We start from the raw sequence: 18,593 nt of genomic DNA, 5'->3' as shown, positions 1-18,593 counted from the left end.
ATGATGCCGAGGTTTGCTACCTTCATGCCGCGTCGACGAAAAACTCCGTCAAGCAAATAGCGAGCGCGCGATGACGGTGCGCTGAATCTCCGATGAACCCTCGTAAATCCGCAGGATTCGCGCGTCGCGCACGAGGCGTTCGATTCTCATCTCGCGCGTGAAACCGTAGCCGCCGTGAACCTGCAGCGCGGAGTCGGTGACGAACGCGGCCATTTCAGTGGCGTAAAGCTTGGCCATCGACGCCAGCTCCGTGAACGGCTCGCCGACGGCGCGCCGCGCGGCAGCCTGAAGCGTCAGCAGCCAGGCCGCTTCGAGCTGCGTCTTCATATCGGCGAACATCCACTGCAGACCTTGTTTGTTCGCGAGCGGTTCACCACCGACATGACGCTGCTTCGCCCAGTCGACCGCGTCGCCGAACGCGGCTTCCGCGATTCCGAGGGCGGTCGCCGCGACGTCGAGGCGGCTGTTGTCGAGCACCTTCATTGCAGTGCGAAAGCCGCTGCCTTCCTCGCCGAGCCGGTTCGCGGCCGGCACGATGCAGTCGAGCGCGACCTCGTGCGCCGGCGCGCCGCGGATGCCCATCAACTTCTCGGCGGCCGATACGGTCACGCCGGGTGTGTCGCGATCGACCACGAACGCGCTGATTCCGCGCGTGCCTTGTTCGGCCGACGTTTTCGCATACACGACGATGAACTGCGCCGCGTCGGCGTTGGAGATGAAGTGCTTGACGCCGCGAATGTGATAGTTATCGCCGTCGCGCACGGCTTGCGTCGTCATGCCGGCCGGGTTCGAGCCTGCCTGCGGTTCCGTCAGTGCGAACGCGCCGAGCTTCGCGCCCGTCGCGGCTTCCGGCAAATAGCGGTCGCGCAAGGCATCCGAGCCGCCGATCAGAATGGAGTCGGTGGCCAGGTAGTGCGCGCCGATCATCGACGCCGTGGCCGCACACGCCTTCGCGATTTCAGCAAGCGCGAGAATGATCGCAGCCGGTGATGCGCCGACGCCGTTCCAGCGCTCGGGCAGGTTCATGCCCATCACGCCGAGTTCGGCGAGCGCGCCTACATAGCGCGTCGTCGAAACTTCCTCGCGGTCGACTTGCGCGGCATGCGGCGCAAGTTCGGACTGCGCGAAGCGGCGAATCGCATCGGCGATTTCGAGGTCGGCGTCGGTGACGCCCAGTCGCTTAGACATGGTCCTTCTCCTGAACGAATTCGGATTTCGTATCGCCTTCGCCGATGCGCACGACGCCAGCCGCAGCGAGCGAGGCGATCGCTGATGTGTCGAGGCGGAGCAGGTCTTCGAGGACCGTCGAGGTGTGTTCGCCGATGCGCGGTGCGCGCGTCGTGCGGGTTGTCGCGTAGGCCGAGAACTTGACCGGCTGAGCGGGAACGCGCACCGTCGAGCCATCGGCCGCGACGGTGTCGACGAGCAGGCCCCGCGTGCGGGCATGCTCGCTGTCGAGAGCCTGCTGAACGTTCTGGATCGGCGCGGCGGGAACGCCCGCGTCGCTCAGCGTCGCATTGACCTCGGCGACCGAACGCGTCGCCGCCCATTGCTCGATGCGCACGCGCAGTTCGCCTTCGTGCGAGCAGCGCGACGTGTCGCTCGCAAAGCGCGGATCGTCGGCGAGTTCGGGATGGTTGATCGCATCGGCAAGGCGGCCGAACAGCTTGTTGTTGAGCACCGCGACGACGAAGTGACCGTCCGACGCCCGATACGCCCCGAACGGCGCCGAGCTTGGATGACGATTGCCGACGCGCTGCTGCGTGACGCCCGTGGTGGCGTAACGCGCGACGAGCGTGGCGGTGAGGCTCAACGTGGCGTCGAACATCGACACATCGACGTGCGTGCCCTTCCCGGTGCGATCGCGCGCGACGAGCGCGGCCAGCACGCCCCACGACGCGAAGATGCCGCTGACGACGTCCGACACGGAGTCGCCGACCAGGGTCGGCTCGCCGTCGGGGGCGCCCGTGGCGTCCATCAATCCGCACAGCGCCTGCAGGATGATGTCGTACGCGGGCCGGTGCGACTCGGGACCGGTCTGCCCGAAGCCCGACACGCTCGCGTAGACGAGCTTCGGATGCCGCGCCGACAAGGTCTCGTATCCGATCCCGAGCCGATCTGCGACGCCGGGACGGAAGTTCTCGACGACGACATCCGCCTGCGCGCACAGCGATTGCGCGAGCATTTGCCCGTCAGCCGTCTTCAGATCGATGACGACGCTGCGCTTGTTGCGGTTCATCGCGCTGAACAAACCGCTCTCGCCCCGTGCGAACGGACCGATTGCGCGGTAGTCGTCGCCGTCCGGCGATTCGATCTTGATGACGTCGGCGCCGAGATCACCGAGCAGCGCCGAACACAGCGGCCCGGCGAGCACCCGGGAAAAATCGATCACGCGTATGCCGTCGAGCGGCAGCCTGGACACAGTCATGGCATCGTCTCCTGAAGGGGCGGCCAAGGCAGCCGATGTCATGATTCTGGTCGCGCCGGGCAATTAGATAAAATATCGGAATAAATTAGGCCCTATAGGATTTTCGTATGGCTTTGTCGATAAGGCTGTTACGCTATTTCGTCGCGGCCGCGGAACTGGGCGGCACGACCGCCGCGGCGAACCAGCTCAACGTGTCGCAGCCCTCCATCTCGGTCGCAATCCGCGAACTCGAAGCGCTGTTCGACGATCCATTGTTCACGCGCGGCGCCGGCACGCGCATGGCGCTCACGCATTTCGGCGAGCGCAAACTCGCGGAAGCGCGGCAACTGCTGGCATCGGCGTCGGCGTTCGCAACCGACGACGTCGGCGATGAAGAGAGTGGCGAGGTGCAGATCGGCGTCTTTCGCACCATCGCGCCTGTCTATCTGCCGCGCGCGCTGGAGCTTGCGCAAGAGCGTCATCCTCGGCTGTCGGTTCGGTTCGTAGAAGGAGATCTGGCGCAGCTCGAAGCATGGTTGCAGAAAAGACAGATCGACTTCGCGCTGATGTACGACGTGGGGCTCCCCGACGACATCGAGCGGGAACAACTTGCCCAACTGCGGCCATACGGGCTCGTGCCCGCAGGCTCACGGCTCGCGAAGCGCAAGCGGGCCCTGTCGCTGCGCGATCTCGCGGCAGAACCTTTCATCCTGATCGACTTGCCGCAAAGCCGTGATTTCCTGATGACGCCGTTCTGGCAATGCGGGTTGTCGCCGAACGTCCGCTATCGGGCCGCGTCGATCGAACTGGTGCGGGCGATGGTCGCGAGCGGACTCGGCGTGTCGCTGCTGATTACGCAAAGCCCGGCGGGCACGCAATCGCCGCTTGTGGTCGAGTGCCCGATTCAGGAGTCGACCGTGATTCAGCCGCTAGTGATTGCAAGACCTGCGCGGGCGGCGCACACGCGGGCGTCGGAATGGATGTCGGCGTGCGTGCGCGATGCGGTCGCCGAATCGATGCGCGCGCGGGCAGGGCGCTAATCGGGAAGCCTGCGATGCAATCGTAAGTTCAATTGTCCGGCGCACCTCTCCATGTCCTCCTCCGACACCTGAAGATGCGTGCATGAGTGTCAGGGAATTGGACAGCACGCGTCTGGTTCCTTGACACTGCGCCGCACTTCATCACGCTGATCCTTGAGCAGCGGGGCTTTCGATCGATGGCATGGCCCTTGCAGAACAATCCACGCCAAGTGAAGGAGTGGATCATGCCATCGACATTGACGAACCTAAGCCATCGCAACGCCCGCGTCCTGAGCGCAATGAATCTCGCCGTGCTCCTGGCGATCAGCACGGGTTGCGCTGCGCAGACTCAGCCCGAGACACCGCCCGTCGCGCCTGCGCCGCCAGTCGCGGCTGGGGGCTTGCCGCCTGCGCCGCCAGGAGACGCACCTTTGCCGCCGCCGAGCGCTGGCCCGGCTCCCATAGTCGAGGAGGGAACGGCTGTCACCGCGCAAGCCAGAGTGTCGCGTTTTCTCATCAACCCGGAAGGCGATGTCGACGGCTTTCTGACCAGCGACGGCGCGCTCGTGCGCTTCCCACCGCACATGAGCGCGCAGCTCACGTCAGCGGTGCATCCGGGCGACAACGTGCAGGTCAGCGGCTGGCGCGATGCGGGCGGCGATCTCAAGGCCCAGCGCATCATCGATGCGAGAAGCGGCCAGCAACTCTTCGATCAGCCGCCGCTGCCAGGCGCTCAGCCGTTGCCGCGTGAACTGCGTGGCGCGGGGCTTTCTCGACTGAACGTGCAGGGACAAATCGTGCGCATCACCACCGCTCCGCGCGGCGAGCCTGACGGCGTGATCCTCGTGGATGGCACCGTCATCAAACTCACGCCTCCCGTGGCGCAGCAGTTTCCGAGTCTCGTCCAGACGGGTGCGCGCGTCTCCGCGCAAGGCTACGGCACGCGCAACCAGTACGGTACTGCGCTCCAGGCGACGGCATTCGGTTCGCCGGGCAACCTGACCCGGCTCTATGACCGCGCTCCGCCGAGCCCATGAGCGCCTCGACTGCATCGAAGTGAACGGATTCGCCGAACTCATGGACGCACCGGTCGCCGCCTGACGCAGCACGGCGGCGCACTCTGGGAGAAAAAAGACATGCTGAGCTGGGTGCATTTCGGGGACCTTCATGCTTCGTCCGACGACGACTACGAGAGCCTCAACCACTTCAAGGCGATGGTCGGACGGGTGAACCAGTGCCTGTCGGACCGGATCGACTTTGGGTTCCTGCCCGGCGACAACGCCAATAACGGCACGCCCGAGCAGTTCGGGCGGATTTTCGGCATCGCCCGCGAGCTGAAGCTGCCGCTCTATGCGATTCCCGGCGACCACGACTTCGAGCCGGGTCATCTGGACGCGTTCAACGCTTTTGCGACCGCGCCGCTGCCCATGTCGCGCGTCGTGAAAGGACATCGTTGCATCTTCCTGGATGTCGTGACCGCGGGGCGCGGCGGGCCGGATTTCCGGCTGTCGGCGGCAGACCGGAAATGGCTCGACGATGAACTCGACCGCTCGGCGTCGGATCGTGCGCCGCCGGTCGTGTTCATGCACGCGTATCCGGGCGATGTCGCCGGTGGCGAATCGCTGGCGCATGCTTTCGCGCACGCCAACGTCGCCATCGTCGATACAGGACACACGCACTACAACGAACTTCTCAACGACGGCTATGTGATCTATGCCGCCACCCGTTCGACCGGACAGATCGAAGAAGACGAGGGTCAGCCCGGGTTCTCCGTAGTCGCGGTGGACGGCGGAGCGGTGAGCTGGAAGTTTCATCGCCTCGATGCTGAGCTTCCCTTCGTCATGATTACGCAGCCGTGCGACTGGCGTCTCTATCGAAGACGCTTCGCACTGAACGCCGCGCAAGCGAAACCGCAGATACGCGCGCTCGTGTCCGATGACGACATCGTCTCCGTCTCGGCCGATCTGGACGGGATTCAGATCGCACTCGCGCCCGACGCTGAAGACAAAGGAATCTGGCAGGCGCCGTTGCCATCGATTGCGGCATCTGACCGGCTGCGTCTGACCGTGACCGCAACGACCGCCGACGGCCGGACCGGCCACGATTCGATCGAACTGCCGGCCTTGAGCGCTGTCACCAGTTGTTCGCCGCGAACTGGTCCGTTGGGTTCGGACGCTCACGCGGTGAACGCATGGCCGGAGCACGGCATCCTCGGCTCGCAACTGGGGCCCAACAAGAACGGACGACACTGGTGATCGACCCATGAACCCCCTTTACGCGCTCGAAGGACTGAACTTCTTCATGGCCGATGTGCAGGCCGGCATCGGCCCATTTCTGGGCGTCTTTCTGCAGGCACAGGGCTGGCATCCGCAGGCGATCGGAACAGTGATGACGCTCGGCGGCATCGCGGGCATGCTCGCGACCTCGCCAGCAGGCGCGCTCGTGGATGCGACGCATCACAAGCGCGGCCTGATCGTGGCAGCCGGCGTGCTGACGACGCTCGCCTCGCTCGTGCTGTGGGTGTCGCATAGCTACTGGATGGTTGCCGCATCGCAGGTCTTCACTGCGGTGACGGGCGCGGCGCTCGGTCCGGCGCTGGCGGGCGTGACACTCGGCATCGTGCGCGAACGCGGGTTCGACCGGCAATTCGGGCGGAATCAGGTGGCGAACCACGCGGGCAATGTCGTGGGTGCGGGACTCTCGGGGTGGCTCGGGTGGCGCTACGGATTCGGCGCGGTGTTCGCGCTCGCGGGCGTGTTCGGCGTGATGACCGTGATCTTCACGCTGCTGATACCGCGCAATTCAATCGATCACGAAAGCGCGCGCGGACTCGGCGCTTCTTCGTCATCGTCGTCTTCAGAGCGCGAGCACGCGAGCGGGTTTCGTGTACTGCTGACCTGCAGGCCACTCCTCCTGCTTGCCGCCGCGCTAGCGATGTTCCATCTTGGCAATGCGGCGATGCTTCCGCTCTACGGCCTCGCCGTGGTCGCCGCACATAAGGGCGATCCGAGTGCCTTCACCGCGCAGACCATCGTGGTTGCGCAACTCGTGATGGTCGCGGCAGCATTCTTCGCGAATCGGCTCATCCAGCGCATGGGTTATTGGGGCGTCATCTTGATTACGTTTCTTGCGCTGCCGCTACGCGGTCTGGTCGCGGCGATGTTTATCGGCGAGTGGGGCGTGTGGCCCGTGCAGGCGCTCGATGGCATAGGCGCGGGGCTACAGAGCGTCGCGGTCCCGGCGCTCGTCGTGCGGCTGCTGCAGGGTACCGGGCGGGTCAATGTCGGGCAGGGCGTGGTGATGACGGTGCAGGGCGTCGGCGCAGCGCTCAGTCCCGCGCTGGGTGGCGTGCTCGCGCAGCACTTCGGTTATGCCACCGCGTTCCTCGTGCTGGGAGCCGTGTCTACCGGTTCGCTCGCGCTCTGGATTTTCTTCGGCGCGGCGCTCAAGAAAGCGTGCGGCATTCATCGCGACGTTACCAACGATCCGTCTCTCGCCACATGAATCCTATTTTTCTCTCCTGGAGCATCGGACTCGCCGCTACGGCGGGCGTCATTCTGCGGCCGTTCAGATGGCCCGAGGCGATCTGGGCCGTATCGGGCGCCCTGCTGCTCGTCGCCCTCGGACTCGTGCCTGTGAATCTCGCGTGGCAGGCGGTCGGAAAGGGCGCGGACGTGTACCTGTTCCTCATCGGCATGATGCTGCTCTCCGAACTCGGCCGTCGCGAAGGCCTGTTCGACTGGATCGCGGTGCTCGCCGTGAATTATGCGAAGGGTTCGCCGCGCAAGCTCTTTCTGCTGGTGTATCTGGTCGGTGTCGTGGTGACGACTTTCCTCTCGAACGATGCCGCCGCCGTCGTGCTCACACCCGCCGTGTTCGCCGCCGCGAAGAAGGCGGATACCAAGCCGCTGCCGCTCTTGTACGTGTGCGCGTTCATCGCCAACGCGGCGAGCTTCGTGTTGCCGATATCGAATCCCGCCAATCTCGTGCTCTACGCGAATCACACGCCTGCGCTGGCTCTGTGGGTAGCGCGGTTCGCCTTGCCCTCGGTGCTGTCGATCGTCGCGACGTTTTTTATGCTGCGCTGGACTCAACGTAGCGAACTCGATGGCGTGTGCGCCAGCGATCTGCCCGTCGACAAACTCAGCACGAACGGCAAGGTGACACTCGCGGGCATCGGCGTGACGGCGATCGCGTTGCTCACCGTCTCCGCCTTCGACATGCAACTCGGCTTGCCGACTGCCATCCTTGGCATCCTCACGGCGCTGGTCGTGCTGGTGAAGGAGCGTCAATCTCCGGTCGAACTCGTCAGCGAAATCTCGTGGAGCGTGCTGCCGCTCGTCGCGGGCCTCTTCGTGCTCGTGGAGATGCTTGCGCACACGGGTGTCATCACGGCCCTTTCGCATCTGCTCGCCTTGGCGGCGCAGCAGAATCAATCAATCACCGCCGCGGTGTCAGGGGTCGTCATCGCTTTGAGCAGTAATGCGATCAACAACCTCCCGGCGGGGCTCATCGCGAGCGCAACCGCGTTGCAGGCGCACAGTCCAGAGCGCGTGATCGACGCGTTGCTGATCGGCGTGGACCTTGGACCGAACCTGTCGATTACAGGCTCGCTCGCGACGATTCTCTGGCTCTCGTCCATTCGACGTGAAGGCGAGGAGGTGAGCTTCATGCAGTTCTTCAAGGTCGGCGTGGTTGTCATGCTGCCCGCGCTCATGCTGGCGCTGGGTGCGCGGCTTCTCATCGGAAATTAGACAAGAGCAAACGGAGGAGAAAAATGAGCAGCGCGTGGATATATCCGTTCATCATCGTCGGCGGCATCCTGCAAGCCGCGGGCGCACCCATCAACGGTCAGCTCAAAGGTTCGCTCCTCAATCCGTGGCTTGCGTCGAGCGTTTCGTTTCTCCTGGTGACGTTCCTCGCCATCGCGTTGTTCTGCGTTCAGCCGACCCCGCTGCCCACGCTCGACGACTTGCGCAGCATGAAGTGGTGGGCGCCACTCGGAGGCATTGTCGGCGCGGTGGCCGTCTTTGCTGGTCTGACACTTGTGCAGAAAGTCGGCGTCGGCACGCTCAACGGACTGACCATCTGCGCGAACCTCGTCGCGTCGGTCGCGATCGACCACTTCGGTTTGATTGGCGTGGCGGAGCACCCCATCACCTGGCTGCGCTTGCTCGGCACCTTGTTGATGGTGGCAGGCGTCGCGCTCGTTATGCGTTTCTGAGCACTTGCGATGAATCCGTGGCGTGGCTGGCAACACTACTGCAAGTCATTTGACTGGCGTGTTTTGCCTCTTGTTGCGTTGACAGTAGTCGCCGCGGCCACCTCGTATGGCTACCATCGAATCTTGCTTGCGCAGCGCGACTGGATCGAGCACACCTACCAGGTCATGTCGGCCCTGGAGATGACACTACAGCTCATGACAGATGCCGAAACCGGGCAGCGCGGCTACATTCTCACGGGCGACAAGACGTACCTCGAACCGTATTCCCGAGCTGTAAAGCAAGTACACGTACTACCTGATCAGATCCGTAATCTGGTAACCGACAGTCATGTTCAACTCGTTCGGGTTGACGAACTCGAACAAGTGTTGAACGACAAGCTCGAAGAACTCGCTGAGACCTTGCGAATCAAGGAAGAAAACGGATCGGACTGGGCGCGAGACAACATCTTGCGTAACGATGGCCGGGAAAGTATGGACAAGATAAGAACGTTGATCGCACAAATGCGCCAGGCTGAGGCAGAACTGCTTGTGCAACGCACGAACCGCGCGTCTCGAACGGAGAGAATGATGCTGGCGGTGACAATCGTGCTGACCATACTTTCGATAGCGGCTCGGATTGCCCTTTACTTCCTACGAGAACGCGTTACGGGGGTGACCTAGGTATCATGAACCACCGCTGTCAGGTTAACGCGCCGTTTTTTCGGTTGGCGTAAAGGGCGCGTCTTCGAATCAATCCGTCTTCAGAGGAAGGGGTTCAATTGTCATCCCGTCGACTTGAGCAAGCCCGCCGCTTGCTGGCGTTGGCTCAAACTGGCCTGCATTACGCAGGTGGGGCGTTTGACGAGGAGCGCTACAAGGAGATTGCTGCCATTGCTCATGACCAGCTCGCAGAGCTCGCCGAAATGGATGCCGGGAAGGTCGCTGAACTCTTCGTTCACGAAGCCGGTTATGCGAATCCGAAACTCGACGTCCGATGCGCGGTTTTCAACGCCGCAGGAGAGATTCTGCTCGTGCGCGAGGCCAGCGAGGGCCTTTGGTCGTTACCGGGAGGATGGGCGGATATCGGCGCATCACCGGCTGAGAACGCAGTGAGGGAAGTGCGTGAAGAAAGCGGATATACGGTCCGGATAAGCCGACTGCTTGCGGTGTGGGACATGACCAGGCATCAACATCCACCATCTGTCTTTCATATATGGAAGCTCGTTTTCCTGGGCGATATCGTGACGCCAGGCGATGTCGTTGGCGTAGAGACCGACGGTGCCGAATTTTTCAACATCAACGCGTTGCCTCCACTTTCCGTAGCCCGCATATTGGCCGAACAAATCCGCCGACTCGACGAGCTTCGCCGGATTGGGGGCATCGATTTCGACTGACGGCAATACCCATTCAAATGCCAGCAGCGACGCAAGCCGTTCGTAAAATGACTCGAGACAGAAACGCTTGCCTGCTCGCGCGGCAAGCCGCTGATTTCACTGCGGAGCCGCCTGGCAACCGCAGGAGTTGCGTATCGTGAAGGCGGGCTCCAGCCGGATGATCGCGGTTTTTGCGGTCGTGAAGTCCATTCTCTTTTTTAGCAAGGTTGCCGCCGTCGAGCCTATTTCGTGGCACGGCTGAACCATGGCAGTCAGGCGCGGCTCGAACGCGTTGGCCCAATCGAAATCATCGAAGCCCGCTACGGCGACATCCGCCGACACGCGCATTCCGCATCGACGTGCTGCGAGCATGATGCCGATTGTCGTAAGGTTATTGCCGCCGATCAAAGCGGTGACGGGGTTGGCCGATGTGAGCAGATGCGCGGCGGCATCGGTGGCCGTGGCAAGGTCGGTATGGCCAATGGAGATGCGTTCTTCATGGACCGCAAGTCCGTGGCTGCGCAAACCGTCGCGGAAACCTTCCGCACGCTCCAGCGCGGTCGTGAAGTTGGCTTGGCCGGCGAGGAAGCCGATCCGCTCGTGTCCATGATGGATCATGTGCGTGACCAGCGTGGCGAGGGACTGCCGGTTCTCGACGCCGACGCCATCGAGGTCGACATCGGGGAGCCGGTCGACCATGACCGAGGGGATGCGATGTTCGCACAGGTACATCAACGCGCTGTTATTGCACCCGCACGACGGCGCGATGATGATCCCATCGACTCGCCGCTTGTGAAGCGCGGCCACGATCTCGAGTTCCCGGTTGGGATCGTCCTGCGTGTTCGCGAGAAGAACCATCATGCCGAGCTTCGCGCATTCCTCCTCGATGGCGTTGATGACGTCGGCAAAGTACCGGTTTCTCGTGGACGAAATAGCGAGGCCGATCGTGCTCGTGGTCGATCGTGCCAAGGCTCGCGCCACCGTGTTGGGCGTGTAACCGAGCGCGCGAACGGCCTCGTTGACCGCCCGGGTCGTGTCGACGCTGACGAACCGTGTGCGATTGAGAACATGGGAAACGGTGGACGTCGCGACCCCGGCAAGCCGCGCGACATCAGCAATGGTTGCCACTGCGACCCCGGCACGGTCCGGAGTACGTGTAGTTGAAATACATTCGTAATCCTTTGGTAAGCAGTTTTGAATGACGTCATGCGTGGGGGCAATCTCGCTGCTTTCAGCATATGAGGGTAAACGACCCAAGGCAAGCGCTTGCGCAAGCGCTTGCCTGTGCCTAAGCTTCACTCGCGAAGAGAGAGGAAAGTCTCGCGCATCGCGCATCCGTGACTGTGGCGCTGCAGTTTGCTCAGGGTCATCGTGCAGCCGCAGCGCGCTGCTCAGGCCAACGCGAAAAAAGCTAGTTAGGAAGGGGAAATTCAGGCTCGACAGGACCGCAGGCAACGCGTTGCCCGGAGCATCTCCCCGGCAACGCCCGGCAATACCAGCACACGAGGCGTACGAACATGAGCAAGTCCACTGCGGCAACTACGGGCGCGAAACCCCGGCCCGGATTCGCCGGGAATCTCCTGCGGTCACGGGAGACGGGCATCATCGGTGCGCTGCTGATCATGGTCATAGCGCTGTCGATCTTTGCGCCCGACTTCGCGAGCGTCGACAACCTGCTCAACGACGCGCGCAACCTCGCGTTCATCGGGATCGTGGTGCTCGGCCAGGCCGCGGTGATGATCACCGGCGGCATCGACCTGTCGGTGGGCAGCGTGTGGGGACTTGCCGCCGTCGCGTCGGCCGCGATGATGCACGCGGGCATGGGCGTCGTGCCGGCCTGCGCGCTCACGCTACTGATCGCGGCATCCGTCGGCCTGTTCAACGGTTTCTGCGTGACCAAGCTGCGCATGCTGCCCTTCGTGCCGACGCTCGCGACCATGAGCATTGCGCGCGCGCTCGCGCTCATCATCACGCGTGGCAAGGCAATCGACGGGTTCCGCCCCGACGGCGACGCCTTTTTCGCGCTCGGCGGCGGCGATTTCCTGGGACTGCCGGTTCCCTTCCTGATCTTCGTGGCGCTGTCGATCATCGCCGCGATCGTGCTGAAGCGCAGCGTCTTCGGCCGCCAGCTCTACGCGGTCGGCGGCAACGAGCGCGCCGCGATGCTGACCGGCCTCAACGTCGACCGGCTGAAGATGAGCGTCTATGTCATGTCTTCGGTGCTTGCCGGGCTCGCGGGCATCATCGAGGTCAGCTACCTCTCGTCCGCGATTTCGAACCAGGGGCTGGGCAAGGAACTGAGCGTCATCGCGGCTGCCGTCATCGGCGGCACCGCGCTCAGTGGCGGCGAGGGCACCGTGATCGGCGTCTTCATCGGCACGGTGATCCTCGAGGTGCTTCGCAACGGGCTTGTCCTGCTCGGCACCGATGCCTATTGGCAAGGGGTCTTCGTCGGTTCCGTGATCGTCCTTGCCGTGTTCATCGACCAGCTCAGAAAGGGCGTCTGGCGACGTCGCTGAGTGTTTTGCCCATAACGACCCTCTGGAGAAAACAATGACACGCATTGTGCTCGGCGCCGTGACCGCCGCCGTTCTGTTCGGACTTGCGGTGGCTCCCCACGCACAGGCCGCCGACAAGAAAGTATTCGCCGTCGTCCCGAAAGCGCTCGGTGTGCCGTTCTACGCCGACGCGGAAAAAGGCTGCAAGGAAGAGGCCGCCAAAATCGGCGCCGAGTGTCTCTTCACCGGCCCGGCCCAGCTCGACGACGCCGAACAGGGACGCATCGTGCGCGACCTGATTACCAAGAAGGTCGCGGGTATTGCGATCGCGCCGAACAATCCGGATTCGATCAGCGGCGTCATCAGCGCCGCGATGGCGAAGAACATCCCGGTCGTGACCTTCGACTCCGACGCGCCGAAGACGAAGCGTGTCGCCTTCATCGGCACCAACAACGAAGCGGGGGGCGAGTCCGGCGGCGAGGCATTCGCCAAGGCGCTGCCGAAGGGCGGGAACTATGCGGTGATCACGGGCGGTTTGTCGGCCGCCAACCTCAACGATCGCATCAAGGGCTTCAAGTCGAAGCTCGGCCCCAACTTCAAGGAAGTGTCCGGATCGCCCTTCCCTTGCAATGACGATTCGAGTACCGCCATTCAGCTGATCCAGGACATCCTCGCCAAGAACCCCAATATCGACGGCATTTTCTTCGCGGGCGGCTGGCCGATGTTCGCGCCGGAGGCCTACATGCGCGCGCTGAAGAACAAGGCGGCGGACCTCAAGGGCGGCAAGTTCGTCATCGTCTCGTTCGATACGTTGCCGACGCAGATCAAGCTCCTGAAAGACGGCTATGCGACAACGCTCATCGGTCAGCGGCCGACGAAGATGGGTTCGGAATCCGTCGATCAGTTGAACAAGATACTGAAGGGCGAGAAGGTGCCGCCGGTCACGGATACCGGTGTGGACATCGTGAATTCGTCGAACGTGGACAAATTTACGGCCGGCAAGTAACCCTCGCGCGGGACCGCGCCTGCGAGGACCGTCCCGCGTATTCCTTGCAACGAGTGCCGCCATGACCGTGCTTTTGAGCGTTGAACATGTTTCAAAGACCTATCCGGGCGTCAAGGCGTTGCAGGATGTCTCCTTCGAAGTCGAGGCGGGGACCGTGCACGCGGTCATGGGCGAGAACGGCGCCGGCAAGTCGACCTTGATGCAGGTGATCGCGGGCGCGCATTCGCCGACCTCCGGGCGACTGGTATTCGACGGCCACGAGCTACAACTCTCCGGCACGCGCGACGCCGCGCGCCAGGGCATTTCGATCGTGTTCCAGGAACTGATGCTCGCGCCGAACATGACGGTGGCGGAGAACATCTTCCTCGGCGCGGAGCCGCGCGTGGCGCGCGTGCTGGTGGATCGCGGCGTGCTGATCGCGAAGGCGCGCGCGGCGATGGAACGGCTCGGCATCACGCTCGATCCCGACACGCGCCTTGGCGACCTGACGATCGCGCAGCAGCAACTGATCGAGATCTGCAAGGCGCTGATCCACGAGCCCCGTCTTTTGATTCTCGACGAACCCACGTCGAGTCTGTCCGAAGCTGATTCGCTGACGCTCTTCAAGGTCGTGCACGACCTGCGCGCGCGAGGCGTCACGATCCTCTATATCTCGCATCGCATGCGCGAAGTGTTCGACAATTGCGATGCCGTGACCGTGCTGCGCGACGGCAAGCATGTGCGCACAGCGCGGCTCACGGACACTTCTCCGGACGAAGTAGTGCGCCTGATGGTGGGGCGCGATCTAGCCGAAGTGCGGCGCATCCGGCCCGAGCACGGCGACCAGCCGATTGTCCTGGCGGTGGAGGGCCTGGGCGACGACGAACGCTACCGAGACGTGTCCTTCGCGTTGCGGCGGGGCGAGATCGTGGGTCTCGCGGGACTGGTCGGGGCCGGCCGCTCCGAGGTTGCGATGGGCATCTTCGGCGCGCCACCACCGACGGCCGGAACCGTGTCGGTCGAAGGCAAGCCGGTCAACGTAAGGAAGCCGCGCGACGCCATGAAGCTCGGCATCGGACTGGTTCCCGAGGACCGCAAGGACCAGGGGCTCGTGCTCGGGATGTCGGTGGGCAGCAACCTGTCGCTCGCCGCGCTCGGTCTTGGCCGGCTCTCGACCGCGAGCGTCATTCGGCCGATGCGCGAGTCGCGCATGATCGAGGGCTACGTGGGGCGTTTCCAGATCAAGACACCGTCGGTCGAGCAACTCGTCGGCCTGCTGAGCGGCGGTAACCAGCAGAAAGTGGTGCTCGCGAAATGGCTGGCGTCGAAACCGCGTGTGCTGATCGTGGATGAACCCACGCGCGGCGTCGATGTCGGAACGAAAGCGGAGATCTACGCGCTCATGCGCGAGCTTGCGCATGGAGGCCTCGCGATCCTGGTGATCTCGAGCGACTTGCCCGAGATACTGACGATCTCGGACCGCATTCTCGTCATGCGCGCGGGCCATCTTGCAGGAGAGATCAGCTTCGATGACGCCTCCGAGGAGCGCATCATGTCACTCGCCGCGCTCGAACATGCCGACCCGGCGCATCCCGAGGTCAAGCCAACGGGGTTCGTTGCGTAGCAGCCGAATGGTTCCACAAGTGGCGGATAGATGGCTTTTGCCTCCGACATCGTACCTACTCTGATGCGGTGCATTTCGAAGGCGCCCGGCTATCGCGATGTGATCCGTGCAAGCGGAAGCCTCTCTCGAACGGATCAAACCGCCTGAAGCAGATACCGCGCCCCCCGCTTTTCACGTATCCCGCTTCGTGCTTGCCTGCATCGAATGGGCACAATCTTTGCCCTCCTGCAACGCGTCGCGCCGACGAGCGATTGTCCGAGGCCGCACACTGCCTTCGATACAGCTAATTCCATCCCGGGTCGCTTCTGTCGTATCCTGTTCAGACCTTCCCATCCGCAATTGCACGCGTAGTGAATGGAGGCCTCGAGATGAACAGAAAGAATTCCGCAGCCATCTGGATTCTGATCGCGATGCTGGTGGGCATCGGAATCGGCTACATGATCTACTCGAGCTTTCCGGACAGAAAGGTGGCTACCGAGATCGCGGGCTACATTTCGCTCGTGTCGGACGTGTTTCTGCGTCTCATCAAGATGGTGATTGGCCCGCTCGTCTTTTCGACGCTGGTCGTCGGGATTGCGCATATGGGGGACGCGGCCTCGGTCGGACGCGTGTTCGCCAAGGCGCTTGGCTGGTTTGTCACGGCGTCGCTGGTCTCGCTGCTCCTTGGACTTTTCATGTCCAATCTGCTGCGGCCCGGCGAGAACCTCGGACTGCCGCTCCCCGACATCGGCGCGTCGGCGAACCTCGCGACCTCCAAGTTCACGCTGAAGGACTTCGTTGGCCACATGGTCCCCAGGTCCTTCGCCGAGGCGATGACCAACAACGAGGTCCTGCAGATCGTGGTGTTCTCGATGTTCTTCGGCGTCGCGCTCGCCGCGCTGGGGGACAAGGCGAAGATTCTCGTAGGCGCGATCGACCAGCTTTCGCACGTCATGCTCAAGATCACCGGTTACGTGATGAAGCTCGCCCCGCTGGCAGTAATGGCGGCGATGGCCTCTACCGTGGCGGTCAACGGGTTGACGATCCTGCTCAAGTTCGCGGTCTTCATGGGAGACTTCTATCTCAGCCTGTTCCTGTTGTGGGGGTTGCTCGCGGCGGCCGGCTTCCTGTTCCTCGGGCCGCGCGTACTCAAACTGCTGGCGCTGATTCGCGAGGCGTTCATGCTTTCATTCGCGACCGCGAGTTCCGAGGCCGCGTATCCGAAGATCCTCGATGCGCTCGACCGCTTCGGCGTGAAGCGCAAGATCTCCAGCTTCGTCATGCCGATGGGGTACTCGTTCAACCTCGACGGCTCCATGATGTATTGCACCTTTGCGACGCTGTTCATCGCCCAGGCATACAACATCCACCTCTCGCTGGGTACGCAGTTGACGATGCTGCTCGTCCTGATGCTGACGTCCAAAGGAATGGCCGGCGTGCCGCGTGCTTCGCTGGTGGTGATCGCCGCCACGCTCAACCAGTTCGGCATCCCCGAGGCCGGGCTGCTGCTGATCCTGGGCGTGGACACGTTCCTCGACATGGGCCGTTCGGCCACGAACGCGGTGGGTAACTCAATCGCGAGCGCGGTGGTCGCCAAGTGGGAAGGGGAATTGTTGTCGGAAGCCGACGCCGAGGCCAACGCGGCACGCCTCGATACCGAACTCGACGCTACGATCGCCCACCCGGCCGAAAGCTGACAGGGGCCGAGCCATGAAGACGCCGCGATTCTGGTGGATGCTGGCCATCGCAGGGCTGCTGGTTGCCGGTGCCGCAGCGCGGGCAGAGGACGCGCAGCCGTCCCGCTCGACTCCCGACAGCTTCTCGCCGGCTGCACTGACCGGCACGCTGTCCAAAGCGCGAAATTCCGGCATCATCGCGCTGGGCTACCGCGATGCCTCCGTCCCGTTTTCGTATCTTAATGCGCGCAACGAGCCGATCGGCTATTCGATCGAACTGTGCAAGTCACTGGTGTCGGCGATCGAGACCGCGGTCAACCGGACGCTGACCATCCGCTGGGTGCCTGTCACCTCCGACAACCGCATTGACGCGGTGGTTAGCGGGCGGGTCGATCTGGAATGCGGCTCTACCACCAGCAACCTGGAGCGTCAGAAGCGCGTAGCTTTCTCGCCGATCTTTTTCGTGGCCGGCACAAAAGTGATGGTGAAAAAAGGCTCGACGGTCGGGTCGTTTCGAGACCTCGCGGGCAAGAAGGTCGCCGTGACCGCCGGGACCACGAACGAGAACGCGCTGCGGGCCCTGGACCGGCGGTTCAAGCTCGGGATTCAGTTGCAGGTGGTGCCTGACCACGCGCAGGGCTTTGCCGAGGTGGCGGACGGCCAGGCCGACGCGTTCGCCACCGATGACGTCCTGCTGTATGGCCTGATCGCGGAGCATGCCAGCGCGGGGGCGGAGTATCGCGTCGTTGGCGATTATCTCTCGTACGACCCGTACGGAATCATGTTCCGCAAGGACGACCCGCAGCTTGCGCAGGTCGTGAAGGATACATTCCAGGAGCTTGCGGCGGATGGAGAAATCGATCGCCAATATACGCGCTGGTTCCTGCGCCGTCTGCCGTCGGGCACCAGCCTCAACCTACCGATGAGTGCGCAGCTTCAGGCCATCATTGAAACGATGGCCGGCGGCGAGGCGCAGTGAGCGCCGCGCTCGCGGCGCTGCGCGTTCGCTCGCTGACCGGACACCCGATGCATGGGCGTTCGTTCCACGCTTGCAGCCGCTGACCGATTGCGCAAACGCCGTTCGCAGCGGCGTGTAATTCGGCCAACAGCGCCTCTCCGGTCCACGAGGGACGCACGTCGCTTCGTTCGGCTTCGTGTACGAGTTCGCAAAGACGTTCGTCTACACCGAGCGCGCGGGCACGAGCGACGCCCCGGTGGTGAGGCCGATCGCGGAGGCGCCGACGCGCTCGCACGCGTTGCGTAACGCCTGCGCCAGATGATGGAAGAAGCGCGCGGGTTCGTCGTCGTCGGAATCGAGCGAGAGCCACGCCACGAAGGCGCCGCTCGCGGTCAGCGGGTCGATCCACGTGAGCGCAAGAGATGTCTTGCCAAAGCCGGCCGGCGCCTTGATGACAGTGAGGCGTTTGTCTTGCGCTCTTCCGGCGAGCGAGACGAGCCGTGGCCGATCGATCAAGCCGGCGGGCAGGCGCGGCGGAAGCACCTTCGTCGCGAGGAAGAGGGGCGCGCTTCTTGAGGGCGTCGCTTCTGTCACGTGCATCGGCTGCTCCTGGCTGCTCTTGACGTCCGGGTCGCCCCCGGGCGCGATTCGCTGTCTACAAGACGGGGACATTGCGCTGCGTCCCGCTGAGACACCATGGTCGAAATGATACGCCCACCCCACTTGAGCGAGTGTTCGAAACTTATGCAGGCCGGATCTCCTCGCGCTGCCGCCCGAGATGACGCAGATCGAGGGCGGGATCAGACGCCGTCAGCAGCGGCAACATGACAGTTTCGTAATTTCGCCCTGATCCGATCGCGTAACATCCTCC

At 63.3% G+C, this 18,593-nt stretch carries 17 protein-coding genes; 13 read left to right on the top strand and 4 right to left on the bottom strand.

Going from position 1 to position 18,593, the window contains the following annotated elements:
* Positions 1-48: 48 nt before the first annotated feature.
* Both AWB65_RS18800 and AWB65_RS18795 read right to left on the bottom strand, forming a co-directional pair.
* Complete coding sequence (locus tag AWB65_RS18800) at positions 49-1,188, bottom strand: acyl-CoA dehydrogenase family protein (protein WP_087668570.1); 1,140 nt, start codon at positions 1,186-1,188, stop codon at positions 49-51.
* Positions 1,181-2,428: a CaiB/BaiF CoA transferase family protein gene (locus AWB65_RS18795; RefSeq protein WP_087668569.1), complete on the bottom strand. Its 1,248-nt coding sequence runs from the start codon at positions 2,426-2,428 to the stop codon at positions 1,181-1,183. Before AWB65_RS18795 ends, AWB65_RS18800 begins: the two co-directional genes overlap by 8 nt.
* A gap of 107 nt (positions 2,429-2,535) precedes the next feature.
* Between AWB65_RS18795 and AWB65_RS18790 the strand changes: the two genes are divergently transcribed.
* The 8 genes from AWB65_RS18790 to AWB65_RS18755 all read left to right on the top strand — a co-directional run bounded on the left by AWB65_RS18790 (position 2,536) and on the right by AWB65_RS18755 (position 10,023).
* The gene (locus AWB65_RS18790) at positions 2,536-3,447 is read left to right on the top strand and encodes a LysR family transcriptional regulator (protein WP_087668568.1); all 912 of its coding nucleotides are present in this window, start codon (positions 2,536-2,538) and stop codon (positions 3,445-3,447) included.
* A gap of 224 nt (positions 3,448-3,671) precedes the next feature.
* On the top strand, positions 3,672-4,463 hold the full coding sequence (locus tag AWB65_RS18785; protein WP_087668567.1) for a hypothetical protein: 792 nt from the start codon (positions 3,672-3,674) through the stop codon (positions 4,461-4,463).
* 99 nt (positions 4,464-4,562) lie between these two features.
* Positions 4,563-5,681, top strand: coding sequence for a metallophosphoesterase family protein (locus AWB65_RS18780; protein ID WP_087668566.1), 1,119 nt, complete (start codon positions 4,563-4,565; stop codon positions 5,679-5,681).
* A gap of 7 nt (positions 5,682-5,688) precedes the next feature.
* Positions 5,689-6,930 (top strand): MFS transporter, encoded by a 1,242-nt coding sequence (locus tag AWB65_RS18775; protein WP_087668565.1) that lies wholly within the window; start codon positions 5,689-5,691, stop codon positions 6,928-6,930.
* On the top strand, positions 6,927-8,180 hold the full coding sequence (locus tag AWB65_RS18770; RefSeq protein WP_087668564.1) for an arsenic transporter: 1,254 nt from the start codon (positions 6,927-6,929) through the stop codon (positions 8,178-8,180). The genes AWB65_RS18775 and AWB65_RS18770 overlap by 4 nt, the downstream gene beginning before the upstream one ends.
* Positions 8,181-8,203: 23 nt before the next feature.
* A complete protein-coding gene (locus tag AWB65_RS18765) occupies positions 8,204-8,650 on the top strand; it encodes a DMT family transporter (RefSeq protein WP_087668563.1) in 447 nt (148 codons plus the stop codon).
* Positions 8,651-8,659: 9 nt separating this feature from the next.
* A complete protein-coding gene (locus AWB65_RS18760) occupies positions 8,660-9,310 on the top strand; it encodes a CHASE3 domain-containing protein (RefSeq protein WP_087668562.1) in 651 nt (216 codons plus the stop codon).
* A 98-nt stretch (positions 9,311-9,408) separates the two neighbouring features.
* A complete protein-coding gene (locus tag AWB65_RS18755; protein WP_268808253.1) occupies positions 9,409-10,023 on the top strand; it encodes an NUDIX hydrolase in 615 nt (204 codons plus the stop codon).
* A 96-nt stretch (positions 10,024-10,119) separates the two neighbouring features.
* On the opposite strand, the gene AWB65_RS18750 is transcribed toward AWB65_RS18755, so the two are convergent.
* A complete protein-coding gene (locus AWB65_RS18750; RefSeq protein WP_087668560.1) occupies positions 10,120-11,130 on the bottom strand; it encodes a LacI family DNA-binding transcriptional regulator in 1,011 nt (336 codons plus the stop codon).
* Positions 11,131-11,519: 389 nt separating this feature from the next.
* On the opposite strand from AWB65_RS18750, the gene AWB65_RS18745 reads away from it, so the two are divergent.
* From AWB65_RS18745 to AWB65_RS18725, 5 genes are all read left to right on the top strand, one after another.
* Positions 11,520-12,521 carry an ABC transporter permease gene (locus AWB65_RS18745; protein WP_087668559.1) on the top strand — a complete coding sequence of 334 codons (1,002 nt, stop codon included), beginning with the start codon at positions 11,520-11,522 and terminating at the stop codon, positions 12,519-12,521.
* Positions 12,522-12,555: 34 nt separating this feature from the next.
* Positions 12,556-13,506: a sugar-binding protein gene (locus AWB65_RS18740; protein WP_087668558.1), complete on the top strand. Its 951-nt coding sequence runs from the start codon at positions 12,556-12,558 to the stop codon at positions 13,504-13,506.
* A gap of 61 nt (positions 13,507-13,567) precedes the next feature.
* A complete protein-coding gene (locus tag AWB65_RS18735) occupies positions 13,568-15,109 on the top strand; it encodes a sugar ABC transporter ATP-binding protein (RefSeq protein WP_087668557.1) in 1,542 nt (513 codons plus the stop codon).
* 368 nt (positions 15,110-15,477) lie between these two features.
* Positions 15,478-16,785 carry a dicarboxylate/amino acid:cation symporter gene (locus AWB65_RS18730; RefSeq protein ID WP_087668556.1) on the top strand — a complete coding sequence of 436 codons (1,308 nt, stop codon included), beginning with the start codon at positions 15,478-15,480 and terminating at the stop codon, positions 16,783-16,785.
* Positions 16,786-16,798: 13 nt separating this feature from the next.
* Entirely contained in the window at positions 16,799-17,743 is a 945-nt protein-coding gene (locus AWB65_RS18725) for an amino acid ABC transporter substrate-binding protein (protein WP_087668555.1), read from the top strand.
* 201 nt (positions 17,744-17,944) lie between these two features.
* Here AWB65_RS18725 and AWB65_RS18715 read toward each other — a convergent pair whose 3' ends face one another.
* Entirely contained in the window at positions 17,945-18,322 is a 378-nt protein-coding gene (locus AWB65_RS18715; protein WP_235007673.1) for a hypothetical protein, read from the bottom strand.
* Positions 18,323-18,593 lie beyond the last annotated feature (271 nt).

The organism is Caballeronia humi, from assembly GCF_001544475.1.
GTDB lineage: Bacteria > Pseudomonadota > Gammaproteobacteria > Burkholderiales > Burkholderiaceae > Caballeronia > Caballeronia humi.
Note: the sequence above shows the minus strand (reverse complement) of the source record. Positions and strands in the feature narration are given on the sequence as shown.

Coding starts and splice junctions, on each gene's coding strand:
- AWB65_RS18800 (WP_087668570.1), bottom strand. CDS start 1,188: ATGTCTAAGCGACTGGGCGTCACCGACGCCGACCTCGAAATCGCCGAT.
- AWB65_RS18795 (WP_087668569.1), bottom strand. CDS start 2,428: ATGACTGTGTCCAGGCTGCCGCTCGACGGCATACGCGTGATCGATTTT.
- AWB65_RS18790 (WP_087668568.1), top strand. CDS start 2,536: ATGGCTTTGTCGATAAGGCTGTTACGCTATTTCGTCGCGGCCGCGGAA.
- AWB65_RS18785 (WP_087668567.1), top strand. CDS start 3,672: ATGCCATCGACATTGACGAACCTAAGCCATCGCAACGCCCGCGTCCTG.
- AWB65_RS18780 (WP_087668566.1), top strand. CDS start 4,563: ATGCTGAGCTGGGTGCATTTCGGGGACCTTCATGCTTCGTCCGACGAC.
- AWB65_RS18775 (WP_087668565.1), top strand. CDS start 5,689: ATGAACCCCCTTTACGCGCTCGAAGGACTGAACTTCTTCATGGCCGAT.
- AWB65_RS18770 (WP_087668564.1), top strand. CDS start 6,927: ATGAATCCTATTTTTCTCTCCTGGAGCATCGGACTCGCCGCTACGGCG.
- AWB65_RS18765 (WP_087668563.1), top strand. CDS start 8,204: ATGAGCAGCGCGTGGATATATCCGTTCATCATCGTCGGCGGCATCCTG.
- AWB65_RS18760 (WP_087668562.1), top strand. CDS start 8,660: ATGAATCCGTGGCGTGGCTGGCAACACTACTGCAAGTCATTTGACTGG.
- AWB65_RS18745 (WP_087668559.1), top strand. CDS start 11,520: ATGAGCAAGTCCACTGCGGCAACTACGGGCGCGAAACCCCGGCCCGGA.
- AWB65_RS18740 (WP_087668558.1), top strand. CDS start 12,556: ATGACACGCATTGTGCTCGGCGCCGTGACCGCCGCCGTTCTGTTCGGA.
- AWB65_RS18735 (WP_087668557.1), top strand. CDS start 13,568: ATGACCGTGCTTTTGAGCGTTGAACATGTTTCAAAGACCTATCCGGGC.
- AWB65_RS18730 (WP_087668556.1), top strand. CDS start 15,478: ATGAACAGAAAGAATTCCGCAGCCATCTGGATTCTGATCGCGATGCTG.
- AWB65_RS18725 (WP_087668555.1), top strand. CDS start 16,799: ATGAAGACGCCGCGATTCTGGTGGATGCTGGCCATCGCAGGGCTGCTG.
- AWB65_RS18715 (WP_235007673.1), bottom strand. CDS start 18,322: ATGCACGTGACAGAAGCGACGCCCTCAAGAAGCGCGCCCCTCTTCCTC.